Genomic DNA, 17,462 nt, shown 5'->3' with positions numbered 1-17,462 from the left:
GTTCCTAGAGAGAGGGAACGCATACGGGGCTTGGGGTTCTCGACTCCGTCACTGATCGACACTCGATGACTCTGGTCGCCGGTGAGGTCTGTCGTTCGAAGGACAGGTGGACGTCGTCGCGCTTACCGTTGTCGAGGTGAGTGAGAGCACTGTTCCCCCCGAGAAGCGGATGCGTCTGCGCTACGCCGGCGCGTGCCGTGAGTGCGCCGCCGAGCTCGCGCAAGGGACGTCCGCGATCTACGAACGAGCGACGAAAACCGTGCGCTGTTTGGACTGTTCCGCGCCGTCGACCGAGCCAGCTTCAACGGTCGCAATCAGCGCCGAACCGACGCCAGCAGAGCCCCTTCCCGAGGTCGACTCCGGCGTCGCCGGCGCCTCAGCGCGACGCGAGTTCGAGCGCCGGAAAGCACGTCGAGAGGCCAAGATCCGCAGCGATCACAAGCGGCTCGGCGGACTCATCCTCGCGGTGACCGACGACCCTCAATCGACCAGGGCCTGGGACACCGGAGCACTCGGCGAGGAGCGCCTCGGAGCCCGACTCAACACGCTCGCCGACGATCACCTGCGAGTGCTGCACGACCGCCGCATCCCCGGAACCCGCGCCAACATCGACCACATCGCGGTGACTCGCAACGGCATCTACGTGATCGATGCGAAGAAGTACCAGGGCCGCCCGACGCTGGCCGTCGAGGGCGGACTGATCCGCCCCCGCGTCGAGAAGCTCATGGTCGGACGACGCGACTGCACCAAACTCGTCGACGGAGTCCTCAAGCAGGTCGACGTCGTCCGAGGCGTGCTCGGTGATGCGGGCAAGGACGTCGAGGTGCGTGGAGTGCTCTGCTTCGTTGAGGCCGACTGGCCGCTGATCGGTGGGTCGTTCAGCACCCGAGGTGTCGACGTCTGCTGGCCCAAGAAGCTCTATCCGCGGCTCCGAGCGGAGGGCGCGATCTCGATCGAGCGCGTCGCAGATCTGCATCGGTCCCTTGCCGCGGCGCTTCCGCCCGCGTAGTCCGTCGCATCGCGGTACCAAGTTTTCAAGTTCGCCGTCAGTGCCGCTCGGACCCAGGTAGTTTCTGCTCGGCTCCGAGACGGTCATCGGCTCGGAGCGAGGCAATTTCCAACCTTCTAGGAGTGAAGCGTGGCTCGTTCGGTTCGGCTCGTCGGCTTGTTGATCGTTAGTCTCGCGGTGGTCATCGGTGGCACTGTTCAGGTACCGGCACAGGCCGCTTACCAGGGCGGATACAACCGTGAGGCTGCGGCTGTCGCGAGCAAGATCCGATGCAAGAACCCACGACTGCACGACCGAGGTGGCGCGACCAAGTCGAGCTTGGTTTGCAACCTTCGAGGCAAGCGGGTCAACGTGATCACCTTCCGTAACGAGCGTCAGCAGACCGACTGGCTGGACGTCGTTGACCTGGCCTTCCCTGACGGCGGCTACGTCGGTGTCGGTCGGGGCGTGGTCGTCGTCGCCTACAACGGCAACCGAGCAGCTGCCTCGGCTGGAGCACGCGCGATCAACGGGGCGGTCGTTCCCGTCGGTCTCTGATCGACCTAAGCTGCCCGACCTCCGCTACACGCCGGCGAGACGACAGAGATGAACACCGAGCACTGGTTCCAACACTTCGAGCTCCTCGAGCGTCTGCCCTGTGGACGCGGGCGCTCGCACCGGCTCGTTGCCGACAGCATCGGCGGGCTGAAGTGCTCCAGGTGTAACAGGGGCACCCACGCGCTGGCGACCGATCACCGAGTGCCCGTTCCTGCGATTGGCTCGTCCACGTGGGCCAGTCGGCTGGAGTACGTGCAAGGCCCGCGTCATCTGTCGCCGTCGACCGGTCGTCGAGCACCCGTGATCGACCCGCCAAGGCCAAGGTCTTCAGCACCGAACAATCACCTCACGAAGTGGGGCTGGACCATCGCCATCCTGCTGGTGCTTCTGGCCGGATGCGTTGCGTTGAACGGTCGTGAGCCGGAAGACAATGTGAGCCAGCGCGAGAATGATGCGGTGCCGCTGACGCCCGCGCAATCAGTGGCGCCTGACGGGATCGACAGCGATTGCATCGCCCAGGGACTCGAGAGTCACACGTCGGTACAGATGCGATGCGAGTCCGGCAGCGTGGTGGCCTGCAACGAGGGAAGCAGCGGGCAGACGACTCACGCGCTCGGGTCCCTTCGCGTGGTGTGCCGCGGCAACGCGTTCGTGGGAGTCGCGTGGGACTCCGACCGCCACCAGGTCTACAAGCGCGTCAAGCGCATGGGGCGGTGGGTCGGCGTCTCCGTTGAACCTGGCCGCGGAACTCGATTGCACCGCCCGCCGAGGCCGGCGCCTGAGCCGGTGGTGCCCGACCTTCCTGAGCCGATCGATCCGCCTGTGCTGCCTGAGCCGCCGTCGAGCAACGAGATGCCGAACTACTCGACGGACAACGATCACGGCTACACCGGGCCGCGGTGCTACGGGCCGGGTGGAACCTACTTCGTGCCGTGCTGAGGCCAGCGGCCTACTCGCGACTCACGCCGGGCGTGGGGGTCGCCTACCGGCGTAGGTTTCGCTTATGCCACCGAGTGAGGACGAGGTCTACCGCCTGGGGATGTCCCTGCCTCCCGACGTTCGTAAGCGGGCCGCGCTGCGGCTCCTAGCGTCGGTGGACTCAGCTCGTGGGTTCGAACTCGCCGCAGAATGGTGGCTGCGAAACGAGGCGGGTTCGGCATCAGATGCGCTCAGGGCAGACCCGTCTCGTGCAACTCCAGCGGACCAGATCCGGGCTCAACGGGCGGCGAGGCGCGCCAAGCCTTGAGCCGGGCTCGCTGCCACGTCGGTCCGTGGGCCGCTGGTCGCTATCTCGTGCCAGGAGCGCAGTCTCGGCAGGAGTACTGAACCTTCTCGTGCCGCCAGCACGGTTCAGGCGCCGAGACAGTTCGCGCAGTTGACCGCGCCCCTCTATTGGGACGCGGATCAGAAACCGCGCGTTGCGCGAGTTGAGCGACGCGGCCGTCGTTGGTGAACGCGACGCCCTCATCGATCAGCATCCGGCGATGGCGCGCTACTGCGTCAGGCCAGTCGACCTCCGCGGCAGCAGTGTTGACGGATCCGTCTGCGAGAACCACCCGCCAGAACGGAACTCCATGGTCGCCGCCGAACTCCAGCGGAAGCAGCGCCTGGCCAACGGCGATACCGCCCCCGGGCGATCCGACGGAGTCGGCGATCTCGCCGTAGCTGCGCACCTCGCCACGAGGGATGGCCCGGACGGCTTCGTAGACGCGGTCTTGGAACTCGGTCATATCGGTACTCCGGTAGGCATCGGCTGTCTTTGTGGACGCTGGATCAGTTTCGGCTACGGCGCAGTGGACGACAAGGCGGACTCATCTCGATGGACCTTACGGCCGTCCAGCGGGGTACCTTCCACACCTCTGCTGACGTAGTGGTTCAAGCGTTACATGCTGGTCTCCTCATCGTCCGATGAGGCGAGCCGACAAACAGTGAGGACGACGACGTGCCGATCTTCGAAGAGAAAGCCGGTGGGCTCGCCAAGCTCGACCAGACGACGCTGGGGGCTGAGCAACTGTGGGAGCGGCGCGATCTGCAGGCCTACCTCCGCCTGCACTTGCATGAGATTGACGGTACGAAGGACCTGCTCGTGATCGCCGAGGAGTTTGCGGACTGGGCCGACTCCAAGCGCCGCATCGACCTCTTGGCTGTTGATCGCAAGGGCAACTTGGTGGTAATCGAGCTGAAGCGAGGCAGTACCGGCGAGCACATGGAGCTGCAGGCAGTTCGCTACGCAGCCATGGTGTCGACGCTCACGCTCGACCAGGCCGCGCAGGCGTACGCGCGGTTCCGGTCCACGATCGGCGATCCCATCGCGGTGGAGGCGGCACGAGAGCAGATTGTTGAGCACATCGACGACGACCAGGCGGAGGAGGAGTTTGGTCGTGACGTCCGCATCGTCCTCGTCTCGGAGGACTTCTCGCTCGAGGTGACGTCCGCGATCATGTGGCTGAGCGCGAAGGGTGTCGACATCACGGCGATTCGTCTTGCGGTACACAAGCTCGAGGACCGGATCCTCTTGGACTTCCTTCAAGTGATCCCCTTCAAGGGCGCCGAGGACTACCAAGTTCGAGTCCGAAACAAGGAGCAGTCAGAGCAGGAGATCCGCCGCAACAAAGTGGCTTGGAACGGCGAATGGTACGTCGCGTACGGCGGACGACCGTGGGATGAGGCGCGCCGGTACGGCTTCGTGAGTGCCGGAGGTCAGAGCCCGACCGGACGGATCTACAGCCGTGGGCTGTTCAGGCTCCCGATAGGTGCGCGGATCTGGGTCCACGCACCCGGCACCGGCTACCTCGGGGTCGCGGAAGTCGCCGGGCCACCTGTTGCATATGCCGAGTTCAAGGTGAACGCCGACGGAGTCAGCCGCCTATTCGCTGATGCGACGCAACATCACGAGCGATGGCACCACGACAACCCCGACGCGACTGAGTACTTCGTGGCTGTGAGGTGGATCGACAACGTCGCGGTGGAAGCTGATGCCTTCAATGAAACGGGCCTGTTCGGCAACCAGAACATCGTGGTGCAGCCGCAGGACCCGAAGTGGCTTCACACGATCGATCGGCTCAAGCAGCGCTTTCCGTCGTGGGAGTCTGGCGCCTGATGCTGACTCGTGCCACCTCGCAAGAGGAGTGACGCCGCCCCGGCTCTGGCAGAGTACTGTCGGATGTGTTCCGAATTAGGAAGGTTTCTGACCTGACTGTCGACGGGCTGGTCGACTCCGAGGCGGCCGCAAGGCTCCTCGGCGTCTCGGCGCGCCGGGTCAACCAGCTCGCCGACGCCGGTGAGATCACCAAGGCTGCGCGCGGGCTGTACGACCGGATGTCAATCGAGCGGTACGCCGCCACCCGTCGCACCGCGAACGACCGTGCCTGGAGTGCGAACACTGCTTGGGCCGCCGTGGCGATGCTGTCCGACGGAGCGTCTCGAGCCTCGTGGCTTCCTGAGCGCAGTGCCTATCGGTTGGCCGCAACTCTGCGGGCCATCGACGTCGAGGGACTGGTGAGCAAGGCGCGAGGTCGCGCGACGGTCAACATCTTCGATGGCCACGCATCGGCGGCGCGAGGCCTTCGTACGCGCGTCATTGCTCGTGACTGGTCAGCACTCGGACTCGTCGATGAGATCACCGACGGTGTCGATGGCTATGTGGCCGGCTCTGAGCTGGCCGCGCTCGGCGAGAGCTATGCGCTGGTCCCGTCGGCGCGCGGGAACGTCACGCTGCGAGCGACCGGTTTCGACCTGGATGTCGTGCGAGCCCTCGCGACGGACGGCGACGTCCTGGTCGCACTCGATGCGGCCGGATCGGTCGACGTCCGCACGCGAGGAGTTGGTGAACGGGCCCTCGATCGAGCCCTCACGTCGTTCCGCGAGCGCTCGAGCCGGACGAGTGACTGATGGCGAGCGAACGACCGATCATCGACGTACAGGCGGCCTCCGGTGGTTGGCCGCGGCCATGGCCGGCGGTAGCGGAGGTGGCCGACGTCCTACCGACGGATCGATGGACGTTGGTCGGCGAGCTGATGGCTCACTGCACACGATCCACCGTGGCCTGGGCGTCGTCCGACCCACGAACGACGTCGACATCGTGCTGCACGTCGAGACCAGTCGGGGAGTTCTGGCGGAGGCTGCAGCAGCGCTCGTCTCGATCGGCTACGAACTGCGGGCAACGTCGACCCGCGGGAGAACACGGCTCACCGGTTCGTGCGTGGCGCTGACGTCATCGACGTCGTGACAAGCGACGCGCGGGACGACGTCGTCGACGTGCTCGTCGCCGACCATGCGCCATCGAGCGTCGTAGAACCGCTGCTCGGTCGGGACATGATCCGCATCGAAGGCGGCACTCAAGCGCTCCGCCGTACCGTCGAGGCGCGGCTCGAGATCGAGTCGCGGGCCGTCAGCATCTCCGTGCCTCGGCCGATCGGTGCGCTCATCCTCAAGGCCGCGGCGTACCGGACCGACAACCGCGATCGCGAGCGCCACCTCGCCGATGCTGCGGCGCTTCTCGCCTGCATCGACGACCCGTTCGCCGAGCGTGAAGGGTTCGCGGGCTCCGACCGTGGTCGGCTCATGGCCTTGCAGCGTGCGTTGACCGACGACCACGTCGTCTGGCTCGCTCTCCCGGATCGAGCGCGGCGCGACGGGCGTGCGGCTCTTCGAGTGTTGTGCCAGAGATAGCCCGAGCCCGCGAACACGGTGTGTCCTTTTGTCTCTTATTAAGAGACAAACGGACGGGTGTGTGGCCATCCGATGTACCGCCAGCGGTAGCGGCGCAGTCCGCATCGCATGCAGCCGAATGAGCTATCGGACGCCGAGTGGACCGAGGATGTCGCGTCCCAGCTCGGCGAGATCCTCGGCTGCGGGGCCGGGCAATTTCGAGCGACGATGTGTTTGCTCAATGGACTGCATGTCACGCTGAACGGCGCCGAGGCTGGGTCCTGAGGGTGCAGTGCGGCGGTCGAGCGTCGTGCCTCTGACACCGGCGACAACTTGGCAGGACATTCTGTCCAATGAAGACTGTTGACACAAGTTGAATCGAGGCCGCGGTCCGCAGCGGTCCGCAAACAGTCCGCAAGAGCCTCAAAAACCAGTCGTTCTCGCCCACGACGACCAACGGTCCGAATCGACGTTTCCGCAGGTCAGCGGCACTTTTCGTGTTTCGTCGTCACGGCTCGTCAGGCGCGGACTCGTCCCCCTGGTACTACTGACTTTCAGTGCGGGGGCGGGATCGAGTTCGCCTCACGCCATCGGCGCACCGCATTGGTGACCTCGTGCCTGCGCGTGCTCTTGAGATCGCGAGCCCGGTAGGGCGACGGCTCGCCGAACGGCGGGGTGCTGACGATCGGGGCGCTGAAGTGGATCTCGTGGCTGAGGGCGTCGAGGTAGGCACGCCCTTCCTCCTCCCACCGAGCACGCTCGGTGGGGTCCAGCTCGATCAGCACCGAGTAGCCGACGGCGCCGTGGTTGCAGTTCACGTCGAGGAGCAGGGCGTCGCCGTCCGCCAACAGGTACCAGGCGGCCCGGGCGTGATCGACGACGTCCATCTGAACCCCGGTGAGCGCTGCTAGGCCGAGCGGGACCGGCCCGCGCCGCCGAGGGCGAGAGCCGCGCCGACGATCATGGCGCCGCCGGCAGTTGCGGAGAACACCTCGGCGGCGATGGGCACGTCGGAGAGGACGGCGAGCAGGACACTGAGCACGCCGGCGATGAAGGCCGGGATGGCGGCGACCTTGACCTGCGGCGAGAGGGCCAGGGTGAGACCAGCGAAGCCGCCGACGAAGGCGAGGGCGGCCGCGTGCTGCGCGGCGATGTCGCCCGTGGCGCTGTCGCCGAACGCGCCCTGGCTCGACATGAGCAGGACGGCGCCGACCAGCACGAACCAGCCCGGGGCGGGGCCGGGGCCGGTCGGGGCGGTCTGACGCGCGGTCAGGGCACGCGGAGCGGTCGTCGGGGCGGGAGTGCTGGGGTCTCGGTCCTGGGCCACGGGTCCATTCTGGCCGATGGCTCCTCGCGGCCGGTCAGGTGTGGTGCGCGAGGGCCGAACGACCCGAGGTCACCGGACCAGGTCGACCTCGGCCGGCCACGGGTTCGGGCGACACTCGTCGACGCCCTTGGTCTGCTGCATCATCACCGGCGCCAGGTCGCCGGTACCCGTGCACTCCTCGTGGCCGAAGCCGAGGGCGTGGCCGACCTCGTGGTTGACCACGTACTGCCGGTAGGCGCGCAGGTCGCCGTCGAAGGCGTCGGCGCCGTTGAACCAGCGCCAGGCGTTGATGACGACGTCGCGGCCGTTGCGGCACGACAGGCGCCCGCCGGTGTCGAGCGGCAGGCACAGCGAGTCGGCGGTCTCGGGGGAGGCGAGCACGATGCGGAGGTCGGCGTCGTCGTCGGCGCCCACCTGGGCGAGGTCATAGCCGCCCGAGGGCCAGCTGCGGTCGTCGCCCAGGGTGGCGTTGACCCGCTCGGCGAAGGTCTCGGTGGAGATCGGCAGCCCGACCTCGACCTCGACGACGTAGGTGGTGGCGCCCGACGGGTCGGTCTCGTTGAGCTGCGCCGCCGTGTCGAAGTCGCCGGACGCCGACTCTGGCACCTCGGGCTCCTCCGGCCTCGTGGGCTGCGACGGTCGCGGACGCCGGGGCTCGGCAGGCGAGGGCGCCCGGAGGGCCGACAGCGTGGACGTGCCGGCGCCGGGCGCCTCGGCGGCTGCGTCGGCGGTCGCGGGGTCGGTGGCCTCGGTGGTCGGCCCGTCGGTCGACGACGGCCAGGCGACGGTGACCGCGGCGACCGCGGTGGTGGCGACGGCCGCGGCGACGACGGCGCCCGTCAGGCCGCGCCGGCGCTCGGGCTCGGCGCGGCGCCGTCCGGGCGCCGAGCGGTGGCGGCCGACGTCGGTCTGGCGGTGCCTGCCGGGATGGGCCTCGTCGGTCATCGCGACGAGTGCGCGCTGGTGCGACGCGGGCTCTGGGGGTGCACGGGGGTCTCCTGTCGATCGCTGTGGGGGGACGGCGGAGGCCGGGTCCCCTCAGCAGCGCACGACGGAGTAGGTGCGGAGCTCGGGTCGGGCGGGCCGGTGGACACGGATCGGGACGACGGTGTCGCGACCGGGCTGCACGGGGCGGACAGCGGCGAACCAGGGCCGCCGACGAGCAGTCGCGAGACTTGCGACCATCCGCTGCAGGAGCGCCAGCACGCGACCGATCGACGACGTCGACCGGTTGCTGCGCTCGCGCATGCCACCGCCCATGGGGGTGAAGGATAGTCAGGCCCAGGTTGCCGCGTGAAGCGCGGTGCGGCTCGCCACGACGGTCCAGGCGACGACGAGGGCGCCGTAGAGCGCGACGGCGACGACGACGAACAGGTGCGCGCCGGTCGTGGCGGCCAGCGCCGACGTCCCCGTGACGACGGTGCCGAGGGGGAACGTGAACGCCCACCAGGTCATCGCGAACGGCAGTCCGTCGCGCACCGCGCGCGCCGTCAGCACGACGACCACCGCGAGCCAGGCCATCGCCAGGGCCCAGACGGGCCGGCCGTACGCCGTCCCGACCGCGTCGACGCCGGCCGCGGCGCTGATCGTGTGGGCCGCGGTGACCGACTGGCCGAGCGGACCGAGGACGATCCACAGCGTCGGGGTCCGCACGGTCGAGCCGGGTCCGCAGCGGACGACGAGCGCGATCACCACCGAGCTCGCCACGAGCGCCAGCACGAAGAGCACGGTGCACAGCGCGAGCAGGGGTGCCCGCCAGGCGTCCGGCAGGTGGGGCACGAGCAGCGGGCCCGTCGCGGCGCTCACCATCGGCGGGACGACGGGCATCAGCCACCCGCCGAACGCGTCGTCAGGCCCGACGCCGGGGTGGGCGAGCGTGCGCCGCGGGACGGCGGCCGCCGTCCAGAGGCCGAGGGCGGTGCCGGCCACCCACAGCGGCGCGGCGAGGGCGACCGGTCCGCCGAGCAGCACCGCGCCAGCGCCGACCGTCATCAGGGCCATCGCGGGGGCGCCGTAGGACTGCGACAGCACCGGGTCGTCGAGGTGCCCGCGCGCGACGTCGGGGTGGTGGTGCCACTGCAGGGCCGTCGCCGCGACGACGGCGACGAGCAGCACGGCGGCGAGCACCCAGACCGCCCTGGCGAGGAGCGCCAGACCGAGGAGGTCGAGCGGCAGCGTGGTCGCCGCGTTGGCGACGATCCCGGTGCCCATGACGGTGGTGAACCAGTGCGGCCCGGCGTGCACGTACGGAGCCGTCCGTGCGGTGGGTGGGGCCTCCGTCGTGGTCATGCCTCCACGGTGCGCCCGCGGCGCCGTCAGTGGTAGGCGGCAGGCTCCTGTGCCTCCACAGGCTCCTCCTGTGGCATCGCCGGACGCCGCACCAGCAGCGCCACCAGGACGGCGATCGCCGAGATGACACCGCCGTACATGAGTGCTGCGTGGATGCCGTCGGCCGTCGCCTCGACGAGCGGGACGCCGTCCTCGGTGCCGGCCACGACGCCGCGGGTCATCACCGTGATGAACAGCGCCGTGCCGGCGGCGCCGGCCACCTGCTGGAGCGTCGAGACGATCGCGCTGCCGTGTGAGTAGAGGTGCGCGGGCAGCGAGCCGAGCGCGGAGGTGAGCAGCGGGGTGAACATGAACGCCAGGCCGATGCTGAGGACGACGTGCAGCGCGATCACGGTCGGTCGGCCGGAGCCGGCGTCCAGCGTCGTCATGCCCCACAGGCCGAGGCTCGCGACGGCGGCGCCGGGGGCGACGAGCGGGCGCGGGCCGACGCGGTCGAAGAGACGGCCGACCACCGGCGCGAGCAGGCCCATCGCGAGACCGCCCGGCAGCAGCACGAGGCCGGTCTGCAGCGTGGACAGTCCGAGCACGTCCTGGAGGAACAGCGGCAGCAGGATCAGCGTGCCGAACAGCGCCATCATGCTCACCGCCACGAGCGCCACCGCGATCGAGAACGCCGGGACCCTGAAGGCGCGCAGGTCGAGCAGCGCACGGTCGCGCAGCCCGAGCTGCCGGGCGACGAAGGTGGCGAGGGCCACGGCGCCGACGACGATCGGGATCCACGGATCGACCGGGGTGTGGCCGGCGGCGCTCTCGCCGATGCTGCTCAGCCCGTAGATGAGGCCGCCGAACGCGAGCGCCGACAAGGCGACCGAGACGACGTCGACCGGCACACGTCGGGGCTCGGTGACGTTGCGGACCCACCGCGAGCCGATCGTCAGCGAGACCAGCGCGATCGGCAGCACGATCCAGAACATCCACCGCCACGACAGCTGGTCGAGGATGACGCCGGAGACGGTCGGGCCGATCGCGGGGGCGACCGAGATGACGATCGAGATCGTGCCCATCATCCGGCCGCGGCGCTCGGGCTCGACGAGGTTGAGGATGGTGGTGATCAGCAGCGGCATCATCAGCGCGGTGCCGACCGCCTGCACGACGCGGCCGGCGACGAGCACCGCGAAGACCGGCGCGAGCGCGGCGATCGCCGTCCCGACGCTGAAGGAGCCCATGGCGGCCACGAACACGCTGCGCAGCGGGAAGCGCGTGAGCAGGTAGCCGGTGACCGGGATGACGATCGCCATCGTGAGCAGGAACGCGGTGGTGAGCCACTGCGCCGTCGTCGCCTGGACGTCGAACTCGCGCATCAGCTCGGGCAGCGCGACGCCCATGATCGTCTCGTTGAGGATGACGACGAAGGCCGAGCCGACGAGGAGCCCGATCAGGCGGCGGGTGTCGGGCCCGGGGGCCTTCCGGTCGGGCGGGGCGGCGAGGTCGGTCATGCTCGATCTCCTGAGTTGGTGGCGGCGGGTGACAGTGTGGCAGTCACTGCCAACATGGCGTCGGGCCGCAGCATTCCCGTAGCCTGCCCGGATGGCCGAGAACGCGCTGCGCGAGCGACGACGCCGCCAGACCGAGCGCGAGATCGGCGACGCCGCACTCGACCTCTTCGAGCGTCACGGCATCGACGGCACCACCGTCGACGACATCGCGAGGGCCGCCGGCATCTCGGCCCGCACGTTCTTCCGCTACTTCCCCACCAAGGAGCGGGCCGCGCTCGTGCCCCACGTCGAGCTCGACGAGCGCGCGGAGGCGATGCTCGACGCCCTCGACGGCGCCCGCCCGCTGCTGCCGCAGCTCGAGGCGCTCTGGCGCGACGTCCTCGCCGACTTCGACAACGGTCGCAGCGAGTCGGGGCGACTGCTCCTGCGCGTGCGCCGGCTCATGCAGCTCGAGCCGACCCTGCGCCTGGCCTCGATCTCCGTCGACGAGGAGCGCGGCGGAGCGCTCGTCGTCCGGCTGCGCGAGCTGCTCGGCTCGGACGACGACCTCGAGGCCCGGGTGATCGTCGAGACGGCCGGCGTCGCCGTCCGGGTCGCGCTCGACCGGTGGGTGGTCGCACGCGACCTCGGCACGCCGGTCGACCTGGTCGAGACCTACGTCGAGACGTGCCGGTTGCTGCGCGCGGTGACTACGGAGTGAGGCGCTGCTGGAGGTTGGCCAGCACGTCGTCGTGGATGCGCTGGAGCTTCTTCGGGGCGAAGGTCTTCTCGAAGAACCCCCCGATGCCGCCCGCGCCGTCCCACGTCGTGGTGACGACGACCTTGCTGCCGCTGCCGGACGGCGTGACGGCGTAGGTGGTGACCATCGAGGAGTTGCGGTCGGTCTCGGTGACCGTGCTCCCGCCGACCGTCACGTCGGCGACCACGTGCCGCACCCGCTTCTCGGTCGCATGGAGCCGCCAGGTGACGACGGTGCCGTTGCCCGTGCCGCCGGACTCCACCGCGTAGTCGGTGTAGCGGTCGGTGAGGATCGCCGGCCGCGTGACGGCGTAGTCGGCGAGCGAGGTCAGCGCCTCCTCCGGCCCGACCGGCAGGGTGGTCTCTGTCTGGGCGGTCACCTTGGCCATGGCTCCACGCTAGTCGGAGTTATCCACAGATACGTCCCGGGGCCTGTTCTCTGCGGTCGGGCGTAGGTACGGTCGGCGCATTCTCGGAAAGGTCCCACCCATGCGTCGACTCACACTCCTCGCTCTCGTGCTCCCGCTCGCCGTCTCGGCGTGCACCGGCGACTCGGACGCCGACGTCGCTGATCCGACGTCACCTCCGGTCTCTTCGTCCCCGCCCACGTCCGAGCCGACCCAGACGTCAGAGCCGACCGATCCAGCCGCCACTTCGAATTCGCCCGAACCGCAGCCACGGTCGCCGGAAGAGACCGCCCGCGCATGGGTCTCGGCGCTGAACGTAATGGTCAATGAAGGCAGGTACGAGGAGTTCGAAGCACTCAGCACGGCGTCATGTAGCGAATGCAGCCAGCTCGTGAGCAACACGAAGAGGCAGCGAGCCGCTGGTGGCGCGACCGTGACGGACGGGTGGTCAGTGGTGGCGGTCCGCAAGACCGACGACTTTGGACAAACCGGGAGGGTGTCCGCCGGCATCTCTGCAGCCCGCAGTGTCGCGACCTTCGAGTCTGGAGGCGAGGAGCGAATCACGCCACCGGACAATTTCATAATCCAACTACGCCTCACTGAATCGAATGGCTCATGGGCGGTCGGCGACTTGGACTTTCTCTCATGAGGTGGCTTGTAAGCGCATCAGTCTTCATCGTTTCACTCTTGGTGTGCGTTGCTCCGGCCCACGCCGACTGTCGCTGGATCACGACGACGGAGACCCGATTCACCCTGACCGGCACTGTGACTGACACCCGGTCGATCAGAGTTTGTGATGAGACCGATGGGTCGAGTGCTGGTTACGAGGCGTCGTCCTCCGCGCCGCCGGCGGACAGTTGCCCGGGGCAGGCCGCCAGCCTTGAGGTGGTTGCTGACGTGTTCTGTCACGACGCGCAGCAGGCTATGGCTTCAAACCAGCCGCCTATCGTCACGGCAGGCATGGTTGCCGGTGCACTTGCGCGAGTCGAGCTCCCGCCGTCAGAACTGACAGTACAGCCGCCGAATGGAAGGACGCTGGTCAACTTCGAAACCAACTTCTACACAGTGCCCGCGATTCATCGCAGGTCACTCAACCTCTTGGGACAGACGGTTGAGCTCGAGATCAGGCCGTCTTCGTATGCATGGCATTTCGAGAAGTCTGCCCATCACCGAACGAGGTCACCTGGTGCTCCGTACCCGGACCTCCAGGTGACCCACAATTACCGAGCCAGAGGTGATTACGCGCCAAGCGTCGACACCACCTACACCGCGACATGGCGCGTTGGAGGCGGAGAATGGCTGGCCGTCCCAGGGAGCGTCACCATTGAAGGAGTGCCAGTTCCACTCCGAGCCGTCGAGGCGCGACCCACGCTCGTCGCAAGTGGGTAGAGCGACGCAAACCGGCGTCCTGGTCTGAGGCACCGTCCTCCGGTGGTCCTGGCGTCACCTGGTTCACTGGAAGACATGACCGAGCGCTCTGACGGGCGCCGACGAACGTTGCTCAAGGTACTGCCGTGGGCCGTCGTCGGGGTCGTGATGGTCTCCCTGGCCGGCGTCACCGTCGTCCGGTTGTTCGTCGACGCCCCGCCCGACGACCCCGACCAGGCCACGTCGGTGGAGGACGTCGCCGAGCTGTCGCAGGAGATCGCCGAGACGGCCGACGTCGACGCCGGCATCGCGCTGCTCTGTGGCCGGCCGCTGCTGCTCTACAAGATGGCGGTTTCGGCAACCGTCGACCGGTGGGAGACGACCGATGCCGACGCCACGATCGAGGCCACGGTGAGCGACGTGGCCGACGGGGCCACCGGCTCGTTCGTGATCGACCTCGACTCCGGCGACACGCTGCCCGGCGCCGACCGGGCCTACCGGGTCTTCGTCGAGAGCCGCGACGGCCGGTCGTGCATCACCGGCGTCGGGGGTCGCGACGCCACGAGCCCGACCACCCTGTTCTCGCGTGACGGCTACACCGACGTCACCTCGCCCCCGCCGGCCCCCCGCTCGTGACCCGCTGGGAGGACATCGCCCGGTCCGACGCCGGCGACGACTACGCGACGGCGTACGCCGAGCGGTTCCGCCGCCTCGCGGACGACGGCGTCGACGTGCACGGTGAGGCCACGTTCGTCACGAGTCTGTGGCCGCCCCCGGCACGGGTGCTGGACGCCGGCTGCGGGACCGGGCGCATCGCCGTCCGGCTGGCCGAGCTCGGGCACGGGGTCGTCGGCTTCGACGTCGATGCCTCGATGGTCGAGGTCGCCCGCCGCGAGGCGCCGACACTTGACTGGCGGGTCGCCGACCTCGCGTCGGTCGACCTGGGGGAGCAGTTCGACGTCGTGTTGCTCGCCGGCAACGTCGTCCCGTTGCTCGAGCCCGGCACCCTCGCCATGGCCTGGCGGCGGCTCGCGGCGCACGCCGCGCCCGGTGGTCGCGTGGTCTGCGGGTTCGGCACCGACGCCGAGCACCTACCCGCTGGCTGCCCGCCGACGCCGGTCGCCGACGTCGTCGGGGCGGCCGCAGCGGCCGGCCTGACGGAGGATGCCCGGTGGGCCGGCTGGGACGGCGCCGCGGCCGAGGAGGCGGACGGCTACGTCGTCCTGTCGTTCCGTCTGGCAGGGTGACGGGGTGCACATCGTCGTCCTGACCGGCGCCGGCATCTCCGCCGAGAGCGGGGTGCCGACCTTCCGCGACGCCGACGGGCTGTGGGAGGGCCACCACGTCGAGGACGTCGCCACGCCCGAGGCCTACGAGGCGCAGCCCACCATGGTGCAGGAGTTCTACGACGCCCGTCGCGCCGCACTCGCCACGGTCGAGCCCAACCCGGCCCACCAGGCCCTCGGCCGCCTCGAGCAGGAGCTCGGCGACGACCTGTTCCTCGTCACGCAGAACATCGACGACCTCCACGAGCGCGGCGGGTCGACCCGGGTGCACCACATGCACGGCGAGCTGCGCTCGGCGCTGTGCCGCGCCTGCCACGCCCGCGTCGAGTGGACCGGCACGCTCGTCGACTACCCGCCCTGCCCCCGCTGCGGCATCACCGAGCTGCGGCCCGACGTCGTCTGGTTCGGCGAGATCCCCTACGGCATGGACGAGATCATGGTCGAGCTGCAACGCGCCGACCTGTTCGTCTCGATCGGCACGTCCGGTGCGGTCTACCCGGCCGCCGGTTTCGTGCAGTTCGCCGCGCGCCACGGCGCGCGCACGCTCGAGCTCAACCTGGTGCCGAGCGAGGGCACCCCGTTCTTCACCGAGGCCCGCCACGGTCCTGCCGGCGTGCTCGTGCCGGCCTGGGTCGACGAGGTGCTCGGGTCGGGGCTCGACGCGCCGGTGTGACCACCGACGGTCTCGAGGCTCGGCCGCGGGCGGTCCCGGCACCTCGATCAGCGTCGGGTCAGCGTCGGGTCAGGGGCAGGGGTTGCCCGACCCCTGCTCGCGGGTGCCGCTGCACCTCTTGGCCTGGCGCAGCTTGTAGCGGAACTGGCCGATCACCTTGCGTGACGGCCGCTCGGAGCGGTAGCCCGGCCAGAGCAGGTTGCGCTTCATCGCGGCGTCGCGGTAGAACTCCGCGCGCAGCAGCGTGCCGTTGTGGCGGTAGTACTCGACGTAGGAGCGGTCGCCGTTGCGCCACATCGCCCACGACGGCACCCGCGCCGGGAAGAACCCGCCGCGGGGTCGGATGCTCGGGGTGCGCTTCTTCTCGTTGACCATCTGGTGGAAGGTCGAGCCACGTCGCTGCTTGCTCAACAGCGACCGCCCGTCGAGGCGGTGACCGGGCTTCACCCCGAGCAGCTGGTAGAGGGTCGGCGCGATGTCGATGACGCCGACCGGTTTCTGCTCGGTGCGACCCGCCGCGAAGGTGCCGGGCAGGTAGGCCAGCAGCGGGGTGTCGATCGACGCCGGGTAGGGGTCGCCCTTGGTCTCCCAGCCGTTCTCGCCGAGGTGGTAGCCGTTGTCGCTGGTGAAGATGATCGCGGTCTTGTCGAGGATGCCCTCGCGGCGCAGCACATCGAACGTCTTGCCCATCTCGTCGTCGACGTCGTAGAGCGCGCGGGTGCGGGCGGTGTAGAGCCGCTGGAAGTAGCGCCGTGACCCGATCTTGCCCTGGAACGTCGCGAGCTTGTCGCGTCGGTCGAGCTCGGGGTCGAACCGGAACGGCGGGACGGCGCGCCGGGCGTTGGCCGGCGTGGACAGAGGCAGCCGGTCCTTGGCGTTGGTGGCCGAGTTGTCGGTGTGCGGGGCCTTGAACGCGGCGTAGGCGTAGAACGGGCGACCCGAGTCGGCCTGCTGCTCGACGAACGAGCGCAGGAACAGGCCTGTGCGCGTGGTGGCGTGCACGCGGTCGCGGGGCCGCTGGGGGCGCTGCGTCTCGTCGTTCCAGAGCTTGTAGGTGTAGTACTCCGAGCCGGCCCAGAAGTCGGACGACCCGAAGCCGCTGCTCCGCTCGCCCGACTCGACCAGCCACGGGCTGACGCCGTTGAAGAACTTGCCGGTGCCGTAGGTGTCGTAGCCGGCGCGGGTGAGGTCGGCCTGCACCGTCTCGCTCGGCTGCAGCCGAGCGGCGTCGACCTGGGTCACGACCCGATTGTTGTGGGGCAGCTGCGAGGTCATCAGCGTGGCCCGCGACGGCGCACACGCGGGGCTCGTGACGGTCGCGTTCTCGTAGCAGGTGCCCTGGTTGCGCAGCACGCGTGCGGTCTTCGGCATGAACCGTTGCAGGCTCGAGCACGTCATGTCGGTGGCGTCGTCGACCACGACGACGATCGCGTTCCGGTCGGTGGGCGCCGCTGGCCGGACGAGCGCGGGCGACTGGATGCTGCTCGCCGTCCCGTCGTTCTCGGACGAGCAGGCGGCGAGCCCGGAGACGGCCACGAGCGACGTCGCCACGATCGGGACCACCAGCTTGACTCGCACGTTCGGGCCCACTCCTGCTCGCTCGGGGAGGCTCGGACGGCGTCCGGCCGGGGGAGCAGCCAGGCTACGTGACGCGTGGGACGGCGCCTCATCGACGCCGGAGG

Annotated in this window: 19 protein-coding genes; 10 read left to right on the top strand and 9 right to left on the bottom strand. The window is 69.3% G+C overall.

Annotated features, from left to right (window positions below; genetic code table 11):
• Positions 1-136 precede the first annotated feature (136 nt).
• The 3 genes from ABFT23_RS01255 (at position 137) to ABFT23_RS01245 (ending at position 2,485) form a co-directional block, all read left to right on the top strand.
• Positions 137-1,009: a nuclease-related domain-containing protein gene (locus ABFT23_RS01255; protein ID WP_347891976.1), complete on the top strand. Its 873-nt coding sequence runs from the start codon at positions 137-139 to the stop codon at positions 1,007-1,009.
• Between the two features lie 129 nt (positions 1,010-1,138).
• Entirely contained in the window at positions 1,139-1,546 is a 408-nt protein-coding gene (locus ABFT23_RS01250) for a hypothetical protein (RefSeq protein ID WP_347891974.1), read from the top strand.
• A gap of 48 nt (positions 1,547-1,594) precedes the next feature.
• The gene (locus ABFT23_RS01245; RefSeq protein ID WP_347891972.1) at positions 1,595-2,485 is read left to right on the top strand and encodes a hypothetical protein; all 891 of its coding nucleotides are present in this window, start codon (positions 1,595-1,597) and stop codon (positions 2,483-2,485) included.
• A gap of 347 nt (positions 2,486-2,832) precedes the next feature.
• On the opposite strand, the gene ABFT23_RS22570 is transcribed toward ABFT23_RS01245, so the two are convergent.
• On the bottom strand, positions 2,833-3,276 hold the full coding sequence (locus tag ABFT23_RS22570) for an MGMT family protein (RefSeq protein WP_457622814.1): 444 nt from the start codon (positions 3,274-3,276) through the stop codon (positions 2,833-2,835).
• A gap of 212 nt (positions 3,277-3,488) precedes the next feature.
• Here ABFT23_RS22570 and ABFT23_RS01240 point away from each other — a divergent pair, with 212 nt between their 5' ends.
• The 3 genes from ABFT23_RS01240 to ABFT23_RS01230 all read left to right on the top strand — a co-directional run bounded on the left by ABFT23_RS01240 (position 3,489) and on the right by ABFT23_RS01230 (position 6,217).
• Positions 3,489-4,646, top strand: a complete 1,158-nt coding sequence (locus ABFT23_RS01240) for a PDDEXK family nuclease (RefSeq protein ID WP_347891971.1) — start codon at positions 3,489-3,491, stop codon at positions 4,644-4,646.
• 65 nt (positions 4,647-4,711) lie between these two features.
• A complete protein-coding gene (locus ABFT23_RS01235; RefSeq protein WP_347891970.1) occupies positions 4,712-5,437 on the top strand; it encodes a helix-turn-helix domain-containing protein in 726 nt (241 codons plus the stop codon).
• Between the two features lie 306 nt (positions 5,438-5,743).
• Complete coding sequence (locus ABFT23_RS01230; protein WP_347891969.1) at positions 5,744-6,217, top strand: hypothetical protein; 474 nt, start codon at positions 5,744-5,746, stop codon at positions 6,215-6,217.
• Between the two features lie 533 nt (positions 6,218-6,750).
• Here ABFT23_RS01230 and ABFT23_RS01225 read toward each other — a convergent pair.
• From ABFT23_RS01225 to ABFT23_RS01200, 6 genes are all read right to left on the bottom strand, one after another.
• Positions 6,751-7,083: a hypothetical protein gene (locus ABFT23_RS01225; protein ID WP_347891968.1), complete on the bottom strand. Its 333-nt coding sequence runs from the start codon at positions 7,081-7,083 to the stop codon at positions 6,751-6,753.
• A 20-nt stretch (positions 7,084-7,103) separates the two neighbouring features.
• Positions 7,104-7,523: a hypothetical protein gene (locus tag ABFT23_RS01220; RefSeq protein ID WP_347891966.1), complete on the bottom strand. Its 420-nt coding sequence runs from the start codon at positions 7,521-7,523 to the stop codon at positions 7,104-7,106.
• Positions 7,524-7,592: 69 nt separating this feature from the next.
• The gene (locus tag ABFT23_RS01215) at positions 7,593-8,468 is read right to left on the bottom strand and encodes a DUF3152 domain-containing protein (protein ID WP_347891965.1); all 876 of its coding nucleotides are present in this window, start codon (positions 8,466-8,468) and stop codon (positions 7,593-7,595) included.
• 93 nt (positions 8,469-8,561) lie between these two features.
• Positions 8,562-8,783 carry a hypothetical protein gene (locus tag ABFT23_RS01210; RefSeq protein WP_347891963.1) on the bottom strand — a complete coding sequence of 74 codons (222 nt, stop codon included), beginning with the start codon at positions 8,781-8,783 and terminating at the stop codon, positions 8,562-8,564.
• Positions 8,784-8,798: 15 nt separating this feature from the next.
• A complete protein-coding gene (locus ABFT23_RS01205) occupies positions 8,799-9,812 on the bottom strand; it encodes an SLAC1 family transporter (protein ID WP_347891962.1) in 1,014 nt (337 codons plus the stop codon).
• Between the two features lie 26 nt (positions 9,813-9,838).
• Positions 9,839-11,308 carry a DHA2 family efflux MFS transporter permease subunit gene (locus ABFT23_RS01200; RefSeq protein WP_347891961.1) on the bottom strand — a complete coding sequence of 490 codons (1,470 nt, stop codon included), beginning with the start codon at positions 11,306-11,308 and terminating at the stop codon, positions 9,839-9,841.
• Between the two features lie 91 nt (positions 11,309-11,399).
• Between ABFT23_RS01200 and ABFT23_RS01195 the strand changes: the two genes are divergently transcribed.
• Positions 11,400-12,008: a TetR family transcriptional regulator gene (locus ABFT23_RS01195; RefSeq protein WP_347891960.1), complete on the top strand. Its 609-nt coding sequence runs from the start codon at positions 11,400-11,402 to the stop codon at positions 12,006-12,008.
• Here ABFT23_RS01195 and ABFT23_RS01190 read toward each other — a convergent pair.
• Positions 11,998-12,435 (bottom strand): SRPBCC family protein, encoded by a 438-nt coding sequence (locus ABFT23_RS01190; protein WP_347891959.1) that lies wholly within the window; start codon positions 12,433-12,435, stop codon positions 11,998-12,000. The genes ABFT23_RS01195 and ABFT23_RS01190 overlap by 11 nt on opposite strands.
• 1,482 nt (positions 12,436-13,917) lie before the next feature.
• Between ABFT23_RS01190 and ABFT23_RS01185 the strand changes: the two genes are divergently transcribed.
• From ABFT23_RS01185 to ABFT23_RS01175, 3 genes are read left to right on the top strand one after another with little or no spacing between them, the layout of a single operon-like run.
• Positions 13,918-14,457 carry a hypothetical protein gene (locus ABFT23_RS01185; RefSeq protein ID WP_347891958.1) on the top strand — a complete coding sequence of 180 codons (540 nt, stop codon included), beginning with the start codon at positions 13,918-13,920 and terminating at the stop codon, positions 14,455-14,457.
• Positions 14,454-15,068: a class I SAM-dependent methyltransferase gene (locus tag ABFT23_RS01180; protein WP_347891956.1), complete on the top strand. Its 615-nt coding sequence runs from the start codon at positions 14,454-14,456 to the stop codon at positions 15,066-15,068. Before ABFT23_RS01185 ends, ABFT23_RS01180 begins: the two co-directional genes overlap by 4 nt.
• Before the next feature lie 4 nt (positions 15,069-15,072).
• The gene (locus tag ABFT23_RS01175) at positions 15,073-15,780 is read left to right on the top strand and encodes an NAD-dependent deacylase (RefSeq protein ID WP_347891954.1); all 708 of its coding nucleotides are present in this window, start codon (positions 15,073-15,075) and stop codon (positions 15,778-15,780) included.
• Positions 15,781-15,849: 69 nt separating this feature from the next.
• Here the strand turns inward: ABFT23_RS01175 and ABFT23_RS01170 are convergent, their stop codons facing one another.
• Positions 15,850-17,358, bottom strand: a complete 1,509-nt coding sequence (locus ABFT23_RS01170) for a sulfatase-like hydrolase/transferase (protein WP_347891953.1) — start codon at positions 17,356-17,358, stop codon at positions 15,850-15,852.
• Between the last annotated feature and the right edge of the window lie 104 nt (positions 17,359-17,462).

The sequence above is a fragment of the Nocardioides secundeburneus genome (assembly GCF_039939255.1).
Taxonomy (GTDB): Bacteria; Actinomycetota; Actinomycetes; order Propionibacteriales; family Nocardioidaceae; genus Nocardioides.
Note: the sequence above shows the minus strand (reverse complement) of the source record. Positions and strands in the feature narration are given on the sequence as shown.

What these genes read in the sequence shown, in the direction of transcription:
- ABFT23_RS01245 (WP_347891972.1), top strand. Translation starts at nt 1,595, where the DNA reads ATGAACACCGAGCACTGGTTCCAACACTTCGAGCTCCTCGAGCGTCTG.
- ABFT23_RS22570 (WP_457622814.1), bottom strand. Translation starts at nt 3,276, where the DNA reads ATGACCGAGTTCCAAGACCGCGTCTACGAAGCCGTCCGGGCCATCCCT.
- ABFT23_RS01225 (WP_347891968.1), bottom strand. Translation starts at nt 7,083, where the DNA reads ATGGACGTCGTCGATCACGCCCGGGCCGCCTGGTACCTGTTGGCGGAC.
- ABFT23_RS01215 (WP_347891965.1), bottom strand. Translation starts at nt 8,468, where the DNA reads ATGACCGACGAGGCCCATCCCGGCAGGCACCGCCAGACCGACGTCGGC.
- ABFT23_RS01210 (WP_347891963.1), bottom strand. Translation starts at nt 8,783, where the DNA reads ATGGGCGGTGGCATGCGCGAGCGCAGCAACCGGTCGACGTCGTCGATC.
- ABFT23_RS01205 (WP_347891962.1), bottom strand. Translation starts at nt 9,812, where the DNA reads ATGACCACGACGGAGGCCCCACCCACCGCACGGACGGCTCCGTACGTG.
- ABFT23_RS01200 (WP_347891961.1), bottom strand. Translation starts at nt 11,308, where the DNA reads ATGACCGACCTCGCCGCCCCGCCCGACCGGAAGGCCCCCGGGCCCGAC.
- ABFT23_RS01195 (WP_347891960.1), top strand. Translation starts at nt 11,400, where the DNA reads ATGGCCGAGAACGCGCTGCGCGAGCGACGACGCCGCCAGACCGAGCGC.
- ABFT23_RS01190 (WP_347891959.1), bottom strand. Translation starts at nt 12,435, where the DNA reads ATGGCCAAGGTGACCGCCCAGACAGAGACCACCCTGCCGGTCGGGCCG.
- ABFT23_RS01185 (WP_347891958.1), top strand. Translation starts at nt 13,918, where the DNA reads ATGACCGAGCGCTCTGACGGGCGCCGACGAACGTTGCTCAAGGTACTG.